Source organism: Thioclava indica (assembly GCF_000714545.1).
GTDB lineage: Bacteria > Pseudomonadota > Alphaproteobacteria > Rhodobacterales > Rhodobacteraceae > Thioclava > Thioclava indica.
Genome location: NZ_AUNB01000046.1, coordinates 1 through 16,758 on the forward strand (window position 1 = coordinate 1; position 16,758 = coordinate 16,758).

14 protein-coding genes are annotated in these 16,758 nt (G+C 61.1%); 8 read left to right on the top strand and 6 right to left on the bottom strand.

The features are described 5' to 3' along the window. The 6 genes from DT23_RS20270 to DT23_RS13490 all read right to left on the bottom strand — a co-directional run. The coding region (locus DT23_RS20270) for an SMP-30/gluconolactonase/LRE family protein (protein WP_338064225.1) at nt 1-192 on the bottom strand (192 nt) is incomplete at its 3' end. A gap of 473 nt (nt 193-665) precedes the next feature. Continuing rightward, nucleotides 666-1,358: an ABC transporter ATP-binding protein gene (locus DT23_RS13470; protein WP_038132039.1), complete on the bottom strand. Its 693-nt coding sequence runs from the start codon at nt 1,356-1,358 to the stop codon at nt 666-668. Nucleotides 1,359-1,361: 3 nt separating this feature from the next. Beyond that, the gene (locus DT23_RS13475) at nt 1,362-2,495 is read right to left on the bottom strand and encodes an ABC transporter permease (protein ID WP_038132040.1); all 1,134 of its coding nucleotides are present in this window, start codon (nt 2,493-2,495) and stop codon (nt 1,362-1,364) included. Then, on the bottom strand, nt 2,492-3,637 hold the full coding sequence (locus DT23_RS13480) for an efflux RND transporter periplasmic adaptor subunit (RefSeq protein ID WP_038132042.1): 1,146 nt from the start codon (nt 3,635-3,637) through the stop codon (nt 2,492-2,494). The genes DT23_RS13475 and DT23_RS13480 overlap by 4 nt, the downstream gene beginning before the upstream one ends. 3 nt (nt 3,638-3,640) lie before the next feature. Beyond that, the gene (locus tag DT23_RS13485; protein WP_038132043.1) at nt 3,641-4,237 is read right to left on the bottom strand and encodes a TetR/AcrR family transcriptional regulator; all 597 of its coding nucleotides are present in this window, start codon (nt 4,235-4,237) and stop codon (nt 3,641-3,643) included. Between the two features lie 84 nt (nt 4,238-4,321). Continuing rightward, nucleotides 4,322-5,035, bottom strand: a complete 714-nt coding sequence (locus DT23_RS13490) for a cyclic nucleotide-binding domain-containing protein (protein WP_038132044.1) — start codon at nt 5,033-5,035, stop codon at nt 4,322-4,324. 239 nt (nt 5,036-5,274) lie between these two features. On the opposite strand from DT23_RS13490, the gene DT23_RS13495 reads away from it, so the two are divergent. The 8 genes from DT23_RS13495 to DT23_RS13530 all read left to right on the top strand — a co-directional run. After that, nucleotides 5,275-7,968: a nitrate/nitrite transporter gene (locus DT23_RS13495; protein ID WP_038132046.1), complete on the top strand. Its 2,694-nt coding sequence runs from the start codon at nt 5,275-5,277 to the stop codon at nt 7,966-7,968. Nucleotides 7,969-8,035: 67 nt separating this feature from the next. Then, complete coding sequence (locus DT23_RS13500) at nt 8,036-11,764, top strand: nitrate reductase subunit alpha (protein ID WP_038132048.1); 3,729 nt, start codon at nt 8,036-8,038, stop codon at nt 11,762-11,764. Further along, complete coding sequence (narH, locus tag DT23_RS13505; protein ID WP_038132050.1) at nt 11,761-13,284, top strand: nitrate reductase subunit beta; 1,524 nt, start codon at nt 11,761-11,763, stop codon at nt 13,282-13,284. Before DT23_RS13500 ends, narH begins: the two co-directional genes overlap by 4 nt. Then, entirely contained in the window at nt 13,284-14,003 is a 720-nt protein-coding gene (gene narJ / locus DT23_RS13510) for a nitrate reductase molybdenum cofactor assembly chaperone (protein ID WP_038132052.1), read from the top strand. The genes narH and narJ overlap by 1 nt, the downstream gene beginning before the upstream one ends. Nucleotides 14,004-14,014: 11 nt before the next feature. Then, complete coding sequence (narI, locus tag DT23_RS13515; protein ID WP_038132053.1) at nt 14,015-14,782, top strand: respiratory nitrate reductase subunit gamma; 768 nt, start codon at nt 14,015-14,017, stop codon at nt 14,780-14,782. Nucleotides 14,783-14,786: 4 nt separating this feature from the next. Beyond that, the gene (locus DT23_RS13520) at nt 14,787-15,584 is read left to right on the top strand and encodes a peptidylprolyl isomerase (RefSeq protein ID WP_038132055.1); all 798 of its coding nucleotides are present in this window, start codon (nt 14,787-14,789) and stop codon (nt 15,582-15,584) included. Between the two features lie 10 nt (nt 15,585-15,594). Continuing rightward, nucleotides 15,595-16,245, top strand: a complete 651-nt coding sequence (locus tag DT23_RS13525; protein ID WP_038132056.1) for a carbonic anhydrase — start codon at nt 15,595-15,597, stop codon at nt 16,243-16,245. Next, nucleotides 16,245-16,758: DUF2478 domain-containing protein (locus DT23_RS13530; protein ID WP_038132057.1), on the top strand; the 514-nt coding region annotated here is incomplete at its 3' end. The genes DT23_RS13525 and DT23_RS13530, both read left to right, overlap by 1 nt.

The window sequence follows — 16,758 nt, forward strand, 5'->3', positions numbered from 1 at the left end:
CGCACCTTCGCTATCGGTCACCGCGCCGTCGGGATTGAGCCCCTCAGAGGTGAGATCGACAAAGACCTCGGGGGTGCCTTCGGGCCAGCCCTGCGCATCCAGCGCCAGCGTCATGATTTTACTCGTCGGCGTATCGGCAAAGTAAGCGCGCCGCCGAGGCCATCTCACCGATCTGCCACTCCAGCGCCTCATCGCCCGCGCGGCTCAGCAAGCGCCCGCGCAAGATGTCGAACCAGAAAAGCTGGTCACGCTCGGGGTGCCAGAATGCGCCTTCGCCGAGAAAGCAGGGGCGCGCATCGTAGATCGTAGCGGTTATTACGCGAAGACCTCGTCAAAGCGGGCGACGAGGGCGCGCGCCTTTTGCGAAACGGTTTCGTCGGCTTCCAGAGCTGTCATAGCTTTACCCCTTCGATCACCCAAAGAGTTTGCGCGAGGTGTTGGATCAGTGCCAGCCCCTGCCCCATCAGATGATGCGTGCGATTGCGCAGGATCCGCACGCACATCTCCGTCTGGGAGGCGAGATAAACCAGCGCAAGCCCCGTGACCCGAGATTAGCGCAAAGAGTTGGCGCGATGGCGCTTGGTGGACGTGGGCGACAGTGGCAATCACACCATTGCAGCAATCACGATTGAAAGCCCTTCGACTGTTATCGCGCTTTCTGGATTTTACGCATCCGACAACCGGCCATCGCGCAGATGGATCAGGCGATCGAACCGGTCGAAGATTTTCTCGTCATGGGTGACGGTGACGATGCAGGCCTCTTGCTCGGCAGCCAGTTTGCGCAGCAGATCCATCACCAGTTGCGCGCGTTTGCTATCCAGCGCTGCGGTGGGCTCATCGGCCAGAATGATGCGCGGGCTGTTTGCCAGCGCGCGCGCGATGGCGACGCGCTGCGCCTCACCGCCTGATAGCAGCGCGGGTTTGACAGGCGCGCGGTGACCGACCTCAAGATAGTCCAGCAACTCGCGCGCCCGTTCGCGCCCCTTGGCACGCGGCCAACCCGCAAGATCGAGCACGAGCGAGACGTTTTCCTCGGCCGTCAGGAAGGGCAGCAGGTTATGGGCCTGAAAGATGAAGCCGACCTTATCAAGGCGCAGCTTGCGCAGATTGCCGCGCAGCCATTTGGCGTCAAAGACCGGCTCGCCATCCAGCTCGACACGCCCCGATGAGGGGCCGACGATACAGCCGATGACATTGAGCAGCGTGGTCTTTCCCGAGCCCGAAGGCCCAAGCAGCGCAATCACCTCGCCCGCATGAACCTGCAGATCCACATGGCGCAACGCATCGACGCGGGTCTCGCCCTCGCCGTAATGCTTGGCCACGCCTTGCACGTCGATCAGGATATCGCCTAACGCCATGACTCAGCTCCCCAATGCGGTGGCGGGATCCACCTTGAGCGCGGCATGCACGCCCAGACCCGAGGCCACGAGACACACCACAAAGATGATGCCCGCGAGAACCAAGGCGTTGAACGGCTCCAGCACGACGCGGCGCGGGAAGTCGTCCTTGACCAGCAGGATCAGCGTGAGGCCGATCCCCCAGCCCGACGCGCCAAGGATCAGCGCCTGCTGCACGATCAGCCCGATGATGGTGCGATCCGGCGCACCGATCAGCTTGAGCGTGGCGATTTGTTTCAGCTTTTCCATCGTCATCGTGTAGATGATCAGCGCGATCACCACGGCGCTAACCGACAACAAAATCCCTAAAAACAGACCGATCTGACGCCGCGCGCGGTCCACGACCGAGGCGAGCAAAAGCTGTTCCTGTTCGGCCTGCGTCAGCGCGGCGAGGTGCTTCCATTGGCGCACGGTCGCGGTGAGCAGATCGACATCTGCGCCGGGTTCAACGCGCGCAATGACAGCGGCGACACTGGCGGATTTTACCGCATCCGTGCCGCGCGCCGCCTGCACCCGCGAGGCGGCGGGATCAAGCGTCGTTTGCAGCGTCATCGCATCGCTCAGCGTCATGAAAACCGCCGGATCACCGCCCGAATTCATCGCGTCCTCGACCAGCCCCACGACATGGAAACGGTCACGCCCAAGGCGGATCGTATCACCAACTGCGAGGCCGGTTTTACGGTCGGCGACCAGTTCGAAATGGCTTGTGCCAAGGCCTCGGCCCGCGACGATCTCACTTGGGCCGCCGGGCCGCCCCGTCTCGTAGCCAATCACATATAGTCGCAGCGTCTTGCCAGCATGATTGGCCTCGACGGTTTGATAGGTAATCGCGCCCGCCTCGGCCACGCCGGGCATCCGCGCCACAGCGTCGCGCGTGTTGACGGGGATCGCTGAGGCTTCGGCAAACGGGCCTTGCGTTCCGGCCTCGACCACCCAAACATCGGCGGCGGGGGCCTTGACCACGGCCAAAGCATCAGAGACCAGACCGTTATAAATGCCGATCATCGCCAGCACCACGGTCATCAGCAATCCCAAACCAAAACAGGTCAGCACAAAGCGAAACAGCCCGTGGCGGATGTCTTTGAGAGCGAGGTTCATTTCGTATCCTCAATGCGCACGGCACGGCCTTCGCTGGCCCCTTTGGGCAGCGTGATGACGATCTTGGCGCCGTCCGGCAGCCCGCCGGTCACCTCGACACGGCCCATGTCGTCCCGCGCACCAAAGGTCAGCTCGGCTTGGCTAAGCTTCCCGTCTTGGGCCAACCAGACCCGACCCAGATGGCCGTCAAAGCCTGAAATCGCGATCTCGGGGACCATCAGGGCGCTATCGCGATGACCGGTGGTGATGCGCACATCGGCCTGCTCGCCCAGATACATCGGCTGCGGGCAATCCGAACAGGTCAGCCAGACTTGACGTTCCTCGTTCACACGGTCGCTTTCCAGACCGATACGCGCAATCGTGCCATGAAAATCGGATGCCGGTTTTGAGCGCAGGCGGATGGTGCCGGACTGCCCAAGCGCGAGCTGACCCGCGCGTTCCTCGTCGATATAGGCCTGAATCCAGACGGTTGTCGGGTCGATCAGGGTAAAGATCGTATCGCCCGCCTTGACCACGGTGCCGACTTCGGCATCGCGGGCCACGACGATCGCATCATAGGGCGCGATCAAGCGGTGATTGGCCAGTAAGGTCTGCTCAAGCCGTAAGGCCGCCGCCGCATCCTCGCCCTGCGCTTTGATCACGGCTTGCTCGGCCTCGGCCACTGCCAAATCGGCGCGCGCAACGTCTTCGTCACGCTGGGTTTCTTCGGCGCGCTGCACCGAGGCGATATTCTGTTTGGCCAGATTTTGCTGACGCACATTCGCCGCTGTGCGCTGTGCAAGCATGACGCGCGTGGCATCTACTGCCGCTGCCGCCTTGGCAAGATTGGCCGCATTGGCATCAAGCACGGCGTGGGCCCGCGCAACGCGGGCCTCTTGCTCGGCGGGGTGCAATGTTGCCAATTCCTGCCCCTTCGAAACGTGATCGCCCGCATCGGCAGACAGCGTCGTCAGCGTCGCGCCAACCTCGAAACCAACGCGGCTGAGAACGCGTGCCTCGACGCTGCCAAGCCCGTAGATCCGCAACGCCACATCGTTTTCAGGCTGTGCAACCGTTACGCTAACGGGGCGTGTGCGAAGAAACACCACCCCCGCGCCAATCGCGACAACCGCCACCAAAGCGTAAATCCAAATTCGCCGCATGGCTTAGACCTCCTGCGCGGTTAACAGCCGCATCTGTACGTTGAAAAGGCGCATCCCTTCGACGCGTAACGCGAAATCGCGCGCGCCCAGTGACCAACGGATCGCCACCCCTTGCACCAGCGAGGTGATCAGGATCGCAATGTCGGGTGCTTCCAGATCACGCCGCAACGCGCCATCATTTTGCGCTTTGGCTATTTCGGCCACCAAAAGGGCCTGAAACGCCACAAGCCGCCCCCGAAAGGCCAAGCGCAGCTTGTCGTTTTCGACGTTTAACTCCCGCGAAAACAGCAGCATCGGCATTGCCGGGGTTTGCGCGATTTTATCAAATTGCGCGCCGACAAGCGCGCCTAAGCGGGGAAGCGGCGTGCGATGATCTGCCAGTGCTGCGTCCCACGCGGCCGTCAACTGATCGGCGATGTGATCTGCGACAGCCTCCCACATCGTGGATTTGGTCGGGAAGTGCCGAAACAGCGCCGCCTGCGTGACCCCCACAGCCGAGGCAACCGCCCCCGTCGTCACCCGATCCGGCCCGATCCGGTCGGCCAGATCAAGGACGGTCGTGACGATTTCGGCTTTGCGATCTTGAGCTGGTTTGCGCATTGGCGCTCCGTAGGTTAGTGAGTAGTCACTTACTTACGGGGGCGAAATGAGTCTGTCAAGAGACATGGTATGCTAGTGTGACGCTTAGTTAACGCAGGATTCGTCGATCAAATCCGACGGCTTGGCCAGACCTTCGAGATCGCTTGCGTCTGCGATCATCACCCGACTTCCGTCAATCGCGACACCGTAAGGTTTAAGCTGGCGAAACGCGCGGCTCAGGTTTTCAGGCGTCATCCCAAGGCTAGAGGCGAGGCGGCGTTTTTCGAGCCCGAGGTCGAAGCTTTGGGCATCTCCGGCCAGCTTGCGCGCAGCCAAAAGATGGTTCGCCAGACGTTCCAGCGAGCTGCGCAGCTTCAGGTTCTTTGTCGTCATAACGTTGGCGCGGTAACATACCGCCAGTTCCGTCACGACCGCGCGGGCGAAATCGGGATCAAGATCGAACACCGCGCTGACATCTTCCGAGGGCACCAGAACAATACGCGATTTCTCAAGCGTGCGGGCCGACATAAGGTAGCGCGCCCGCCGGATTGTCGCGGCAAGGATAAATGTCGAGGTCGGGCGCAGCACGGCCATCGTCGTTTCATGGCCGCTCCAATTGGCAAACAACTCGACAGAGCCAGAAATCAGAACATGCAGAAAATCGCTTTTATCGCCCTCGGTGATCAAGTCGATCATCGGCGGGAAATTCTGCACATAAGCGCCGCGCATCAACGTGGAAAAGCAAGCGTCATCAAGGCCTGAGAACAGAGTGAGAGAGCGGATTTCTTGCGATTCGAAATCACTTACGCGAATGACCATACTACACCTCCAGTTGAATTAAGCGCCCTTCACCAAACAAATGTCAAGCGTCCGACAGGCTTGTGAGCGGGGTGGGCTTAATCCAAGACACGGCTTGAGATGATAAATGCAAGTCAATGATTTGTTTATACTATTCCGAGAAGCTTTTTGATTTGCGTCAATTATTTCGCTCGGGCAACCCTGTTGATGTCGGCGGGACTTAGCCGGCCAAAGGTCGGTCCAATTCTCGGAGAGACATCATGCACACACTCAATGGCGTCACACACTCGGACCAGAACCGGGCCTTGGGACTAAGCACGTTCGCCTTCACCATCTGTTTCGCCGTCTGGACGATCTTTTCGATCATTGGCGTGGCAATACAGAAAGAGTTGGGTCTGAACGAATTCCAGTTCGGCCTGCTCGTCGCCACTCCGATCCTGACCGGCTCTTTGACCCGCCTCTTCCTAGGCGTGTGGACCGAGAAATGGGGCGGTCGGCTGGTCTTTTCCTTGCAGATGATCCTGACGGGTGTGGCGACATGGATGCTGACATGGGCCACGACCTACCCGATGTATCTGGTGGCCGCGCTTGGCATCGGGCTTGCGGGTGGCTCGTTCATCATCGGTGTGGCCTATGTGTCGCGCTGGTATCCGGCGGGCAAGCAGGGCACCGCGCTGGGTATTTTCGGGGCTGGCAACGTGGGCGCAGCGGTGACGAAATTCGTCGCCCCCTTCGTGATGGTGGCCTACGGCTGGCATGGCGTCGCGCATGTCTGGGCCAGCGTGATTATCCTGATGGGTGTGGCGTTCTTTCTGTTTGCCAAGGACGACCCGCAATTGATCGAGCGCCGCGCTAAAGGCACACGCGCGCCTTCGCTGGCCGAGCAGTTCGCGCCGTTGAAGAACCTTCAGGTCTGGCGGTTTTCGCTATATTATTTCTTTGTTTTCGGGGCCTTCGTCGCACTGGCGCTTTGGCTGCCGCACTATCTGATCGACGTCTACAAAGTCGATATCGAGACTGCAGGCATGTCGGCGGCGGCGTTTTCCTTGTCGGCATCCGTGTTTCGCGCCTATGGCGGGCATTTGTCAGACCGCTTTGGCGCGCGCCGAGTGCTGTATTGGAGCTTCGGCTTCTCGGCGCTGATCTTGTTCATGATGTCGTATCCGCCGACCGAATACATCATCCAGGGCAAGAACGGTCCGATCACCTTCTCGACCCAGCTTGACCTGTGGCCGTTCGTGATGATCGCCTTTGCGCTGGGCTTCTTTATGTCGCTGGGCAAGGCGGCGGTCTACAAGCACATTCCCGTTTATTATCCGCAGCATGTCGGTGCGGTAGGCGGGCTGGTCGGAATGATCGGCGGGCTTGGCGGGTTCATTCTGCCAACGATTTTCGGTGCCGCTCTTGATCTGACGGGTATCTATACAAGCTGCTTTGCAATCCTGTTCCTGATCGTTGTTGTGACGCTGGTCTGGATGCATCTGTCGGTGCGCTCGATGGAGCGTCAGGCCCACGGCGCCGCGCTGGAAAGCCTGCCGCAACTGCCCGAGATGCAGACCATTCACCCCCCTGAACCCGCAGTTGATACCGGGCGCGGTGCGCTAAGCGATTGGCAGCCCGAAGACAAGGAGTTCTGGCAGGCCAAGGGTCGCAAGATTGCGCGCCGCAACCTGTGGGTGTCGATCCCCGCGCTGCTTCTGGCCTTCTCGGTCTGGATGGTGTGGTCGGTTGTTGTGGCCCGGCTGTCCTCTATCGGGTTCAACTTTACGCCCGAGCAACTGTTCTGGCTGGCGGCCTTACCGGGGCTTTCGGGCGCGACACTGCGGATATTCTACAGCTTCATGGTGCCGATCTTTGGCGGCCGGCTGTGGACGACGCTTTCGACCGCTTCGCTGCTGCTGCCCGCCATGGGCATCGGATATGCGGTGCAAAACCCTGAAACGCCTTATTTCATCTTCCTCGTGCTGGCTCTGCTTTGCGGGCTTGGCGGGGGCAACTTTGCCTCGTCGATGGCCAATATCGCCTTCTTCTTCCCGAAGGCCGAAAAGGGCAACGCGCTGGCGCTGAATGCGGGGCTGGGCAATCTTGGCGTGTCCGTCATGCAGTTCCTGGTGCCGATCGTCATCACCGCTGGCGTCTTTGGCGCGATGGGCGGGGCTCCGCAGGAACTTAGCACGGGCGGTCAGTTGTGGATGCAGAACGCGGGCTTCGTCTGGGTGCCGTTCATTGCGATCGCGACCATCGCGGCGTGGATCGGCATGGATGACATCGCCGATGCAAAGGCCAGCTTCTCCGAGCAGGCGATCATCTTCTCGCGCACGCATAACTGGATCATGTGCGTCCTTTATACCGGCACGTTTGGCAGCTTTATCGGCTATTCGGCGGGCTTCCCGCTGCTGACCAAACTGATGTTCCCCGAGGTAAACGCGCTGCAATTCGTGTTCCTTGGCCCGCTTGTCGGGGCGCTAAGCCGCGCTGGAACCGGCTGGGTCAGCGACCGCTTTGGCGGTGGACGGGTGACGTTCTGGACCTTCGTAGGCATGATCGTGGCAGTGTTCGGGGTCATCTTTTTCCTCGGCATCAAGGAACAGCCGGGGGCGTTCTGGGGCTTCTTCGCCTCGTTCATGGCCCTGTTCTTCCTGACCGGGGTCGGCAATGCGTCGACCTTCCAGATGATCCCCGCGATCATGGGCCGTGAGATCCCGCGCCTGATGCCGGAACTCGACGCGCAAGCCAGCCGTCGGCAGGCCGAACGCGAAAGCGCCGCGATCATCGCCTTTACCAGCGCCATCGCAGCCTATGGGGCCTTCTTCATCCCCAAAGCCTACGGCACCTCGATTGATCTCACCGGCGCACCCACCGGCGCGCTCTGGGGCTTTCTGGTCTTCTACGCGATCTGCGTCGTGGTGACCTGGTTCTTCTACAGCCGCAAGGGCGCCCCCGTGCCCTGCTGACATCCCGTGACGCGCGCCACAGCGTCTTGCGGCGCGCGCCCTTTCCCTGTTCCCGAGGAGACGAGATATGAGCAACCTGCTCGATAGATTAAACTTCTTCCAGTCCAAAGAGCTGGAGCAATTTTCCGATGGTCACGGTCAGGTCACACGCGAGAGTCGCGACTGGGAGGAGACCTATCGCAACCGCTGGCGCCACGACAAAATCGTGCGCTCGACCCATGGCGTGAACTGCACCGGCTCGTGTAGCTGGAAGATTTACGTCAAATCCGGCATCGTCACTTGGGAAACGCAGCAGACCGATTATCCGCGCACCCGTCCGGGGTTGCCCAATCACGAACCGCGCGGTTGTTCGCGTGGGGCAAGCTATAGCTGGTATCTTTATAGTGCGGCGCGCCTCAAGCACCCGATGGTGCGCGGCCGCCTGATGCGGATGTGGCGCGAGAAGCGCAAGACACTGGCCCCGGTTGCGGCTTGGGAAGCCATCCAAGCCGATCCGGCCTTGCGCGCGGAATACACCAAGACCCGTGGCAAGGGCGGGTTCGTGCGCGCAAGCTGGGACGAGGCAACCGAGATCGCCGCCGCCGCCAACGCCTACACGGCGAAAAAATATGGCCCCGACCGGGTGTTCGGGTTCTCTCCGATCCCGGCGATGTCGATGGTGTCTTACGCCGCAGGCGCGCGCTATCTGTCGCTGATGGGTGGCTCGGTGCTGTCGTTTTATGACTGGTATTGCGACCTGCCGCCTGCCAGCCCGCAGACATGGGGCGAGCAGACCGACGTGCCGGAATCCGCCGATTGGTTCAACGCGGGCTATCTGCTGATCTGGGGGTCGAACGTACCCCAGACCCGCACGCCCGACGCGCATTTCTACACCGAGGCGCGCTATCGCGGCACCAAATCGGCGGTGATCTGCCCCGATTATTCCGAGGCGTCGAAATTCGGCGATATCTGGCTTAACCCGAAACAGGGCACCGATAGTGCGATGGCGATGGCGATGGGCCATGTGATCTTGCGCGAATATCACCTTGATCGTCAGGCAGAATATTTCGAGGACTATACCCGCCGCTATTCCGACATGCCGATGCTGGTGGTGCTGGACGAAAAAGGCGACCGGCTGATCCCCGGCAAGCAATTACGGGCTTCTGATCTGACAGATAGCTTGGGCGAGGCAAACAACCCCGAATGGAAAACGGTCGCCTATGACGAGGCGACCGGCCAGATGGTCGCGCCCAATGGCTCGGTCGGGTTCCGGTGGGGCGAAGAGGGTAAATGGAATCTTGAGGAACGCGCTGGCAAAGCCGAGGTGAAGCTGCGCCTCAGCCAGGTGCTTGAGGGCCAGCACGATGAGGTTGTCGGCGTCGATTTCCCCTATTTCGGCGGTGCGGCCAGCGAGAATTTCGTCAAATGCGAACACCCCGAAGTGCTGACCCGCAATGTGCCGGTGCGCCGCGTCACGCTGGCGGATGGCCGCGAGGCGATGGTTGCCACGGTGTTTGACCTGCTCTGCGCCAATTACGGGCTGGATCGTGGTTTGGGTGGCAAATGGGTCAGCCATGACTTCAACGACGACCTTCCCTACACTCCGAAATGGGCCGAGAAGATCACCGGTGTGAAAGCCGAAAAGATCATCGCCGTGGCGCGTGAATTCGCAAGCAATGCCGAGAAGACCAAAGGCAAGTCGATGGTCATCCTCGGGGCGGGTATCAACCACTGGTATCACATGGACATGGCCTATCGCGGCATCATCAACATGCTGGTGATGTGCGGCTGTGTCGGCCAAGAGGGCGGCGGCTGGAGCCACTATGTCGGTCAGGAAAAGCTGCGTCCGCAAACGGGTTGGCTGCCGCTGACCTTCGCGCTGGATTGGGTGCGTCCGCCGCGCCAGATGAACGGCACCTCGGCGTTTTACGCCCATTCCGATCAGTGGCGCTACGAGACGCTGAGCGCGAGTGAAATCCTCTCGCCCACCGCGCCCGAGGGCGATTGGAACATCTCGCTGATCGACTACAACGTGCGCGCCGAACGCATGGGCTGGTTGCCCTCAGCACCCCAACTCAAGACCAACCCGCTTGAGGTCGCGAAGGCTGCGAAAGCGGCGGGCGTCGATCCGAAAGATTATGTGGTCGACAAGCTGAAATCGGGCGAGTTGCAGATGTCGTGCGAAGACCCGGATGCGCCCGAGAACTGGATGCGCAACCTTTATGTCTGGCGCTCCAACCTGTTGGGATCCTCGGGCAAGGGGCACGAATATTTCGTGAAACACCTGCTGGGCACAGACAGCGGCATCATGGGCAAGGATCTGGGCGAGGAAGGTCGCGCCAAGCCCAAAGAGGTCGTCTGGCATGACAAGGCCCCGGAGGGCAAACTGGACCTGCTGGTCTGCATCGACTTCCGGATGTCCACCACGGCGGTCTATTCCGATGTCGTGCTGCCCACGGCAAGCTGGTACGAGAAGAACGATCTCAACACCTCGGACATGCACCCTTTCATCCACCCGCTTCAGGCGGCAGTGGACCCGGCCTATGAGTCGAAATCGGATTGGGAGATCTTCAAGGCGATCGCCAAGAAATTCCAAGAGGTTTCCAAGGGTGTGCTCGGCGTTGAGACCGACATCGTTCAGGCCCCGATCCTGCATGACACGGCGGGTGAATTGGCCCAGCCCGATGTGCTGGATTGGAAAAAGGGCGAATGCGATCTGCTGCCGGGCAAAACCGCGTCGAACTATGTCACGGTCGAGCGCGACTATACCGCGATCTATGACCGCTACATCGCCGTGGGGCCGTTGCTCGACAAGCTGGGCAATGGCGGCAAGGGGATCGGCTGGGACACCAAGCACGAGGTCGAAGAGTTGCGCAAACTCAACGGTGTCTGGGAGGATGGCCCGGCCAAAGGCTGCGCCAAAATCGTCACCGATATTGATGCGTGCGAAGTGATCATGATGCTCGCGCCCGAGACCAATGGCCACGTCGCCGTGAAGGCTTGGCACGAGCTTGAGAAACCCACGGGCCGCGAACACGCCCACCTTGCCGAGGGACAGGAACACATCAAAATCCGGTTCCGCGACATCGCAGCGCAGCCGCGCAAGATCATCTCGTCCCCGACTTGGTCGGGCATCGAAAGCGAGGAGGTCTGCTATAATGCCGGTTACACCAACGTCCACGAGCTGATCCCGTGGCGCACCCTGTCGGGCCGCCAGCAGCTGTATCAAGATCACCTGTGGATGCGCGCCTTTGGTGAGGGTTTCGTGTCATACCGCCCGCCGGTTGATTTGAAAACGGTGACCCAAGACGTGATCGACGGCGACGAAAAGCATGTCGTGCTGAACTTCATCACACCACACCAGAAATGGGGCATCCACTCGACCTACACCGACAACCTGCTGATGCTCACGCTCAACCGTGGCGGGCCGGTGGTCTGGATTTCCGAGATCGACGCCGCCAAGGCGGGCATTGTCGATAACGACTGGATCGAGGCCTACAACGCCAACGGCGCGCTGACCGCGCGTGCGGTGGTGTCCCAGCGCATCAAGGAAGGCTCGGTCTTCATGTATCACGCGCAAGAAAAGATCATGAACACGCCGGGATCTCAGAGAACCGGGCTGCGCGGGGGGATCCACAACTCGGTCACCCGCACCACGCTGAAACCGACCCATATGATCGGTGGCTATGCGCAGCTTGCTTATGGCTTCAACTATTATGGCACCGTTGGTGCCAACCGCGACGAGTTCGTCATCGTCCGCAAAATGCACAAAGTCGACTGGCTTGACACGCCCGCTACCGAGGAGGCAGCTCAATGAGAGTACGCGCGCAAATTGGCATGGTGCTGAACCTCGATAAATGTATCGGGTGCCACACCTGCTCTGTGACCTGCAAGAACGTCTGGACCAGCCGCGATGGCGTGGAATACGCGTGGTTTAACAACGTGGAAACCAAGCCCGGGCTTGGCTATCCGACCGACTGGGAGAACCAGAAACGCTGGAATGGCGGCTGGAAACGCACCCGTGGCGGCAAGCTGATCCCGCGGCAGGGCTCGAAATGGCGGATCGTGGCGAATATTTTTGCCAACCCCGATCTCCCCTCGATCGACGACTATTATGAGCCGTTCGATTTCGACCATGAACACCTTGCCAACGCTCCGGAAATGAAGGCGTTTCCGACCGCGCGCCCGCGCTCCAAGATCACCGGCGAGCGGATCGAGAAGATCGAAAAGGGGCCGAACTGGGAGGAAATCCTGGGCGGTGAATTCTCGAAACGCTCGGGGGATTACAACTTCGAGGGCATCCAGAAAGAGATCTACGGCGAATACGAAAACACCTTCATGATGTATTTGCCCCGCCTGTGCGAGCATTGCCTCAACCCGGCTTGCGCGGCGTCCTGCCCGTCAGGCGCGATCTACAAGCGCGAGGAAGACGGCATCGTGCTGATCGACCAGGAGAAATGTCGCGGCTGGCGGATGTGCGTGTCCGGCTGCCCTTACAAAAAGGTCTATTACAACTGGTCTACCGGCAAATCCGAGAAATGCACCCTGTGCTATCCGCGCATTGAATCGGGCAATCCGACCGTGTGCTCGGAAACCTGCGTCGGGCGCATCCGCTATATCGGCGTGATGCTCTATGATGCCGACAAGATCGAAGAGGCGGCCAACGCCCCCGAAGAGAGCCAGCTTTACAACGCGCAGCTCGGGGTGTTCCTTGACCCCAGCGATCCGGTTGTGATCGAAGCCGCGCGCGCCGATGGCGTGCCCGAGGACTGGATCAAATCAGCCCAAGCCAGCCCGATCTGGAAGATGGCGATGGACTGGAAGGTGGCCTTCCCGCTGCATCCCGAATATCGCACGCTGCCGATGGTGTGGTATATCCCGCCGCTCTCGCCGATCCAGAACGCAGCCGAGGCCGGGGCGATTGGCATGGATGGCGCGATGCCCGATGTGCGCAACCTGCGCATCCCGCTGCGATACCTCGCCAATATGCTGACGGCAGGTGACGAGGCCCCGATTGCCTCGGCGCTGGAACGGATGCTGGCGATGCGCGCCTACATGCGCGCCAAAACCGTGGACGGGGTGATCGACGAAGGAATTGCCGAGCATGTCGGCCTGTCTCCGGCGATGATCGAGGACATGTATAAGATCATGGCTTTGGCCGATTACGAGGACCGTTTCGTGATCCCGACCACGCATCGCGAACAGGTCGAGGTCGCCTATGACATCCGCACTGGCGAGGGCTTTACCGATTGCAATAGCTGCTCGACGGGGATGTCGAAAGCCTCGCTGTTCGGGGGCCAGAAACGACCGCTTAAAATGCCGCAGGAGGCGCAATGATGGAAGCCGCATTACAAGACCGCACACTCAAGGCGCTGTCGCTTTTGCTGTGCTACCCGAGCGCCGAGCTGCAACAGGCGATGCCGGAAATCGGCGGTGTTCTGGCCTCGGAAACGCGACTGACGGCGTTGGCGCGGCGCGATCTGCGCCCGCTCGTCGAGGCATTGGGCACAAGCGATCTTTTCGATCTGCAAGAGCTTTATGTGATGCTGTTTGATCGCTCCAAAAGCCTGTCGCTGACGCTGTTTGAACATGTGCATGGCGAAAGCCGGGATCGTGGCGGCGCGATGGTCGATCTGCTGGAAACCTACCGGGCTGCGGGGTTTGAACCCGCGACGACGGATCTGCCCGATCACCTGCCGGTGCTGCTGGAATTTCTTGCTACCCGCCCGCCGGGCGAGGCGCGCGAGATGCTGGCAGATGCGGCGCATATCCTTGCCGCATTGGGCAAACGTCTGGCGCGGCGCGAAAGCCACTATAGCGCGGTCTTTGAGGCGCTGGTGCAGATCGCGGGTGCCACGGCAGATGCCGAAGCGGTCGCGGAAATCCTTGCACGTCCCGATACCGATCCGACCGACCTAGAGGCGCTCGACAAGATCTGGGAGGAAACCGAGGTCACCTTTGGCCCCGATCCCAATGCCGGCTGCCCGCAGGTGCGCGACATCCTTGCGCAGATGGACACACCCAAACCCCGCCCATCCGATACGGCGGCTGAATAAAGGAGGCTCAGATGAACACCTTTCTCTTTGGCATCTACCCCTATATCGCACTTACCGTGTTGTTTCTGGGCTCGATCGCTCGCTACGACCGCGACCCGTTCACGTGGAAAACCTCATCCAGCCAGCTATTGCGACAACGCCATTTCGCAATCGGCTCGATCCTGTTTCATGTCGGCGTGCTGGTGATCTTTGTGGGCCATGTCGTCGGCCTGCTCACGCCAATCTGGGTCTTTGACATGCTTCATGTCAGCCACGGCGCCAAGCAGATCCTTGCCATCGTTGCCGGCGGCATCGCCGGGGTGATGGCGGTGATCGGTGGCTCGATGCTGATGTATCGCCGCTGGACCGACCCGCGCATCCGCGTGAACTCAAGCTTTGCCGATATCGCCATCCTCGCGCTGCTGTTGTTGCAATTGCTGCTGGGGCTGGGGACGGTTCCGGTCAGTTGGCAACATTCGGACGGGCACGAAATGGTCAAGTTCATGACCTGGGCGCAGATGATCTGGACCTTCCAGCCCGGCGCTGCAGACTATGTCGCGGGCGCGGCGCTGGTCTTCAAGCTGCATATCTTCCTCGGGCTGACGATCTTCCTGCTGGTGCCCTTCACGCGGCTTGTTCATATCGCGTCCGGGATCTTTGCACCGCTGCGCTACCTGCTTTTGCGTCCGGGCTATCAGATCGTGCGCTCGCGTCGCAGCAAGCCGCTGCCGCCGCGCTCGCAATCCGAGGTCAACAAGGCCCGGATCGCGGCGGCGAAACGTCCCTCAGCTGCGGAGTGAAGCGATGAACAAACCTCTCTTTCCCGATGTCATCGTGAATGGCCAGGTCATTCCCTCGACGGCGATTGCGGCGGAAACGCAAAACCATGACGGCCCCCGCGACAAGCCGGGCATCGCGTGGCGCAAGGCGGCCAATGCGTTGGCCGTGCGTGCGCTGATGCTGCAAGAGGCAGAGCGGCGCGAGCTTGAACCCGACCCGCAAGAAGTCGCGCCAGGGCAGACCGAAACCGAGGACGAGGCGCAGATTCGTGGCCTGCTGGAGGCGGCGATTGACGTGCCCACCCCCAGCGAGGACGCGATCCGCGCCGAGTGGGAGCGCGACCCGACGCGCTTTCGCGCCCCCCCGCTTTGGGAGGCCGCGCATATCCTGATCGCCTGCGACGCGCGCGAAGCAGACATGCGCGACCAAGCCGGGGCGCGCGCCCGCGCCTTGGCCGCCGAAGTTATCGCCAAACCCCGCAGCTTTGCCCGCGTTGCCGAGGAAAACAGCGATTGTTCTTCGCGCGCAGAGGGTGGCTTTCTGGGCCAGCTCGGGCCGGGTGACACAGTCCCCGAATTCGAGGCCGCGCTGCGCAAATTGGGTGAGGGCGAAATCACCGCCGATCCGGTGCTTAGCCGCTTTGGTTGGCATGTGATCCGCCTTGACGGGGCTGCGCAGGGCGCCCCCCTGCCCTATGATGCCGTGCGCCCGCATATCGCGGAGGCGTTGGAAAAGTCGGCGTGGACAGCAGCCGCGCGCGATTTCGTGGCAGAATTGGTCGCGCAGGCCGAAATCTCGGGCGCCGAGCTGAAGGCAAGCTAGGGAGGGCAATATGCTCAGCGACCTGTTTGCCCGCAATCGCGCGTGGTCGGAACGCCGCAAGCTGGAGGAGCCGGGCTATTTCGACCGCCTCGCGAGTCGACAAAACCCGGAATTCTTCTGGATCGGGTGTTCCGATAGCCGGGTGCCGGCAAATGTGGTCGCCGGGCTTGATCCGGGCGAGGTCTTTGTGCAGCGCAATGTCGCCAATATCGTGCACTCCACCGATATGAACCTGCTCAGCGCGCTGGAATTTGCCGTGGAATCGCTGCATATCCGCGAGGTCATCGTCTGTGGCCATTACGGTTGCGGCGGGGTGCGCGCGGCCACCGAGGACATGCTGGGCGGCTTGACCGATCACTGGCTGGAACCGATCCGGCTCCTGGCGCGCGCCTACGCGATTGATCTTGGGCAACTGCCCGATATCGAGGCGCGCCGCGACCGTCTGGCCGAGCTAAATGTGCTAGAGGGCGTGCGCCGCGTCGCCGAAACGCCGATCCTGCAACGCGCTTGGGCGGCGGGGCATGGGGTCAAGGTGCACGGGCTGATTTATGGGCTCAAGGACGGGGTGCTCAGCGATCTTGACTGCACGATCACCCGCGCCAGCGTTTTCTCTGAGACGCCAGAAGGGCGAGACGAGAGCAAAAGAAAAGGACAGGCCTGATGTCAGCTATCGCAACCGTCAGTTGCCCCGGCAGAGGCGACGCGGATCTGCTACTTGCGCGGTTCGCGCGGCGCGCAATCGCCTCCGGTCTACGGGTCTGTGGCACGGTGCAGGTCAACACTGAACGCGCGCGCGCCCATGCCTGCGATATGGATATCCAAGTGCTGCCCGACGGGCCGATTTTGCAGATCTCGCAGGCGCTGGGCGCAGGGTCGCGGGGCTGCCGCCTTGATCCGGCGGCGCTGGAAACCGCCGTGCGCGCGGTGTCGGACAGGTTGAACGAAGCCGACCTGCTGATCATCAACAAATTCGGCAAAATGGAAGCCGAGGGCCGCGGATTTCGCGCCGTGATGGCCGAGGCGGTCGCTTTGGGCATTCCAGTATTAACCGGCATCAACGGGCTAAACGAACCCGCATTCGTCCAGTTTGCTCAAGGCTACGCACAAGCTTTGCTCCCCGAAATAGACGCGCTAAGCGATTGGCTCGACGTAAGCGGTGCGCCGCTCCCACACT

What these genes read in the sequence shown, in the direction of transcription:
- DT23_RS13500 (WP_038132048.1), top strand. Translation starts at nt 8,036, where the DNA reads ATGAGCAACCTGCTCGATAGATTAAACTTCTTCCAGTCCAAAGAGCTG.
- DT23_RS13480 (WP_038132042.1), bottom strand. Translation starts at nt 3,637, where the DNA reads ATGCGGCGAATTTGGATTTACGCTTTGGTGGCGGTTGTCGCGATTGGC.
- DT23_RS13525 (WP_038132056.1), top strand. Translation starts at nt 15,595, where the DNA reads ATGCTCAGCGACCTGTTTGCCCGCAATCGCGCGTGGTCGGAACGCCGC.
- DT23_RS13470 (WP_038132039.1), bottom strand. Translation starts at nt 1,358, where the DNA reads ATGGCGTTAGGCGATATCCTGATCGACGTGCAAGGCGTGGCCAAGCAT.
- narJ (WP_038132052.1), top strand. Translation starts at nt 13,284, where the DNA reads ATGGAAGCCGCATTACAAGACCGCACACTCAAGGCGCTGTCGCTTTTG.
- DT23_RS13490 (WP_038132044.1), bottom strand. Translation starts at nt 5,035, where the DNA reads ATGGTCATTCGCGTAAGTGATTTCGAATCGCAAGAAATCCGCTCTCTC.
- DT23_RS13495 (WP_038132046.1), top strand. Translation starts at nt 5,275, where the DNA reads ATGCACACACTCAATGGCGTCACACACTCGGACCAGAACCGGGCCTTG.
- DT23_RS13520 (WP_038132055.1), top strand. Translation starts at nt 14,787, where the DNA reads ATGAACAAACCTCTCTTTCCCGATGTCATCGTGAATGGCCAGGTCATT.
- narI (WP_038132053.1), top strand. Translation starts at nt 14,015, where the DNA reads ATGAACACCTTTCTCTTTGGCATCTACCCCTATATCGCACTTACCGTG.
- DT23_RS13485 (WP_038132043.1), bottom strand. Translation starts at nt 4,237, where the DNA reads ATGCGCAAACCAGCTCAAGATCGCAAAGCCGAAATCGTCACGACCGTC.
- narH (WP_038132050.1), top strand. Translation starts at nt 11,761, where the DNA reads ATGAGAGTACGCGCGCAAATTGGCATGGTGCTGAACCTCGATAAATGT.
- DT23_RS13475 (WP_038132040.1), bottom strand. Translation starts at nt 2,495, where the DNA reads ATGAACCTCGCTCTCAAAGACATCCGCCACGGGCTGTTTCGCTTTGTG.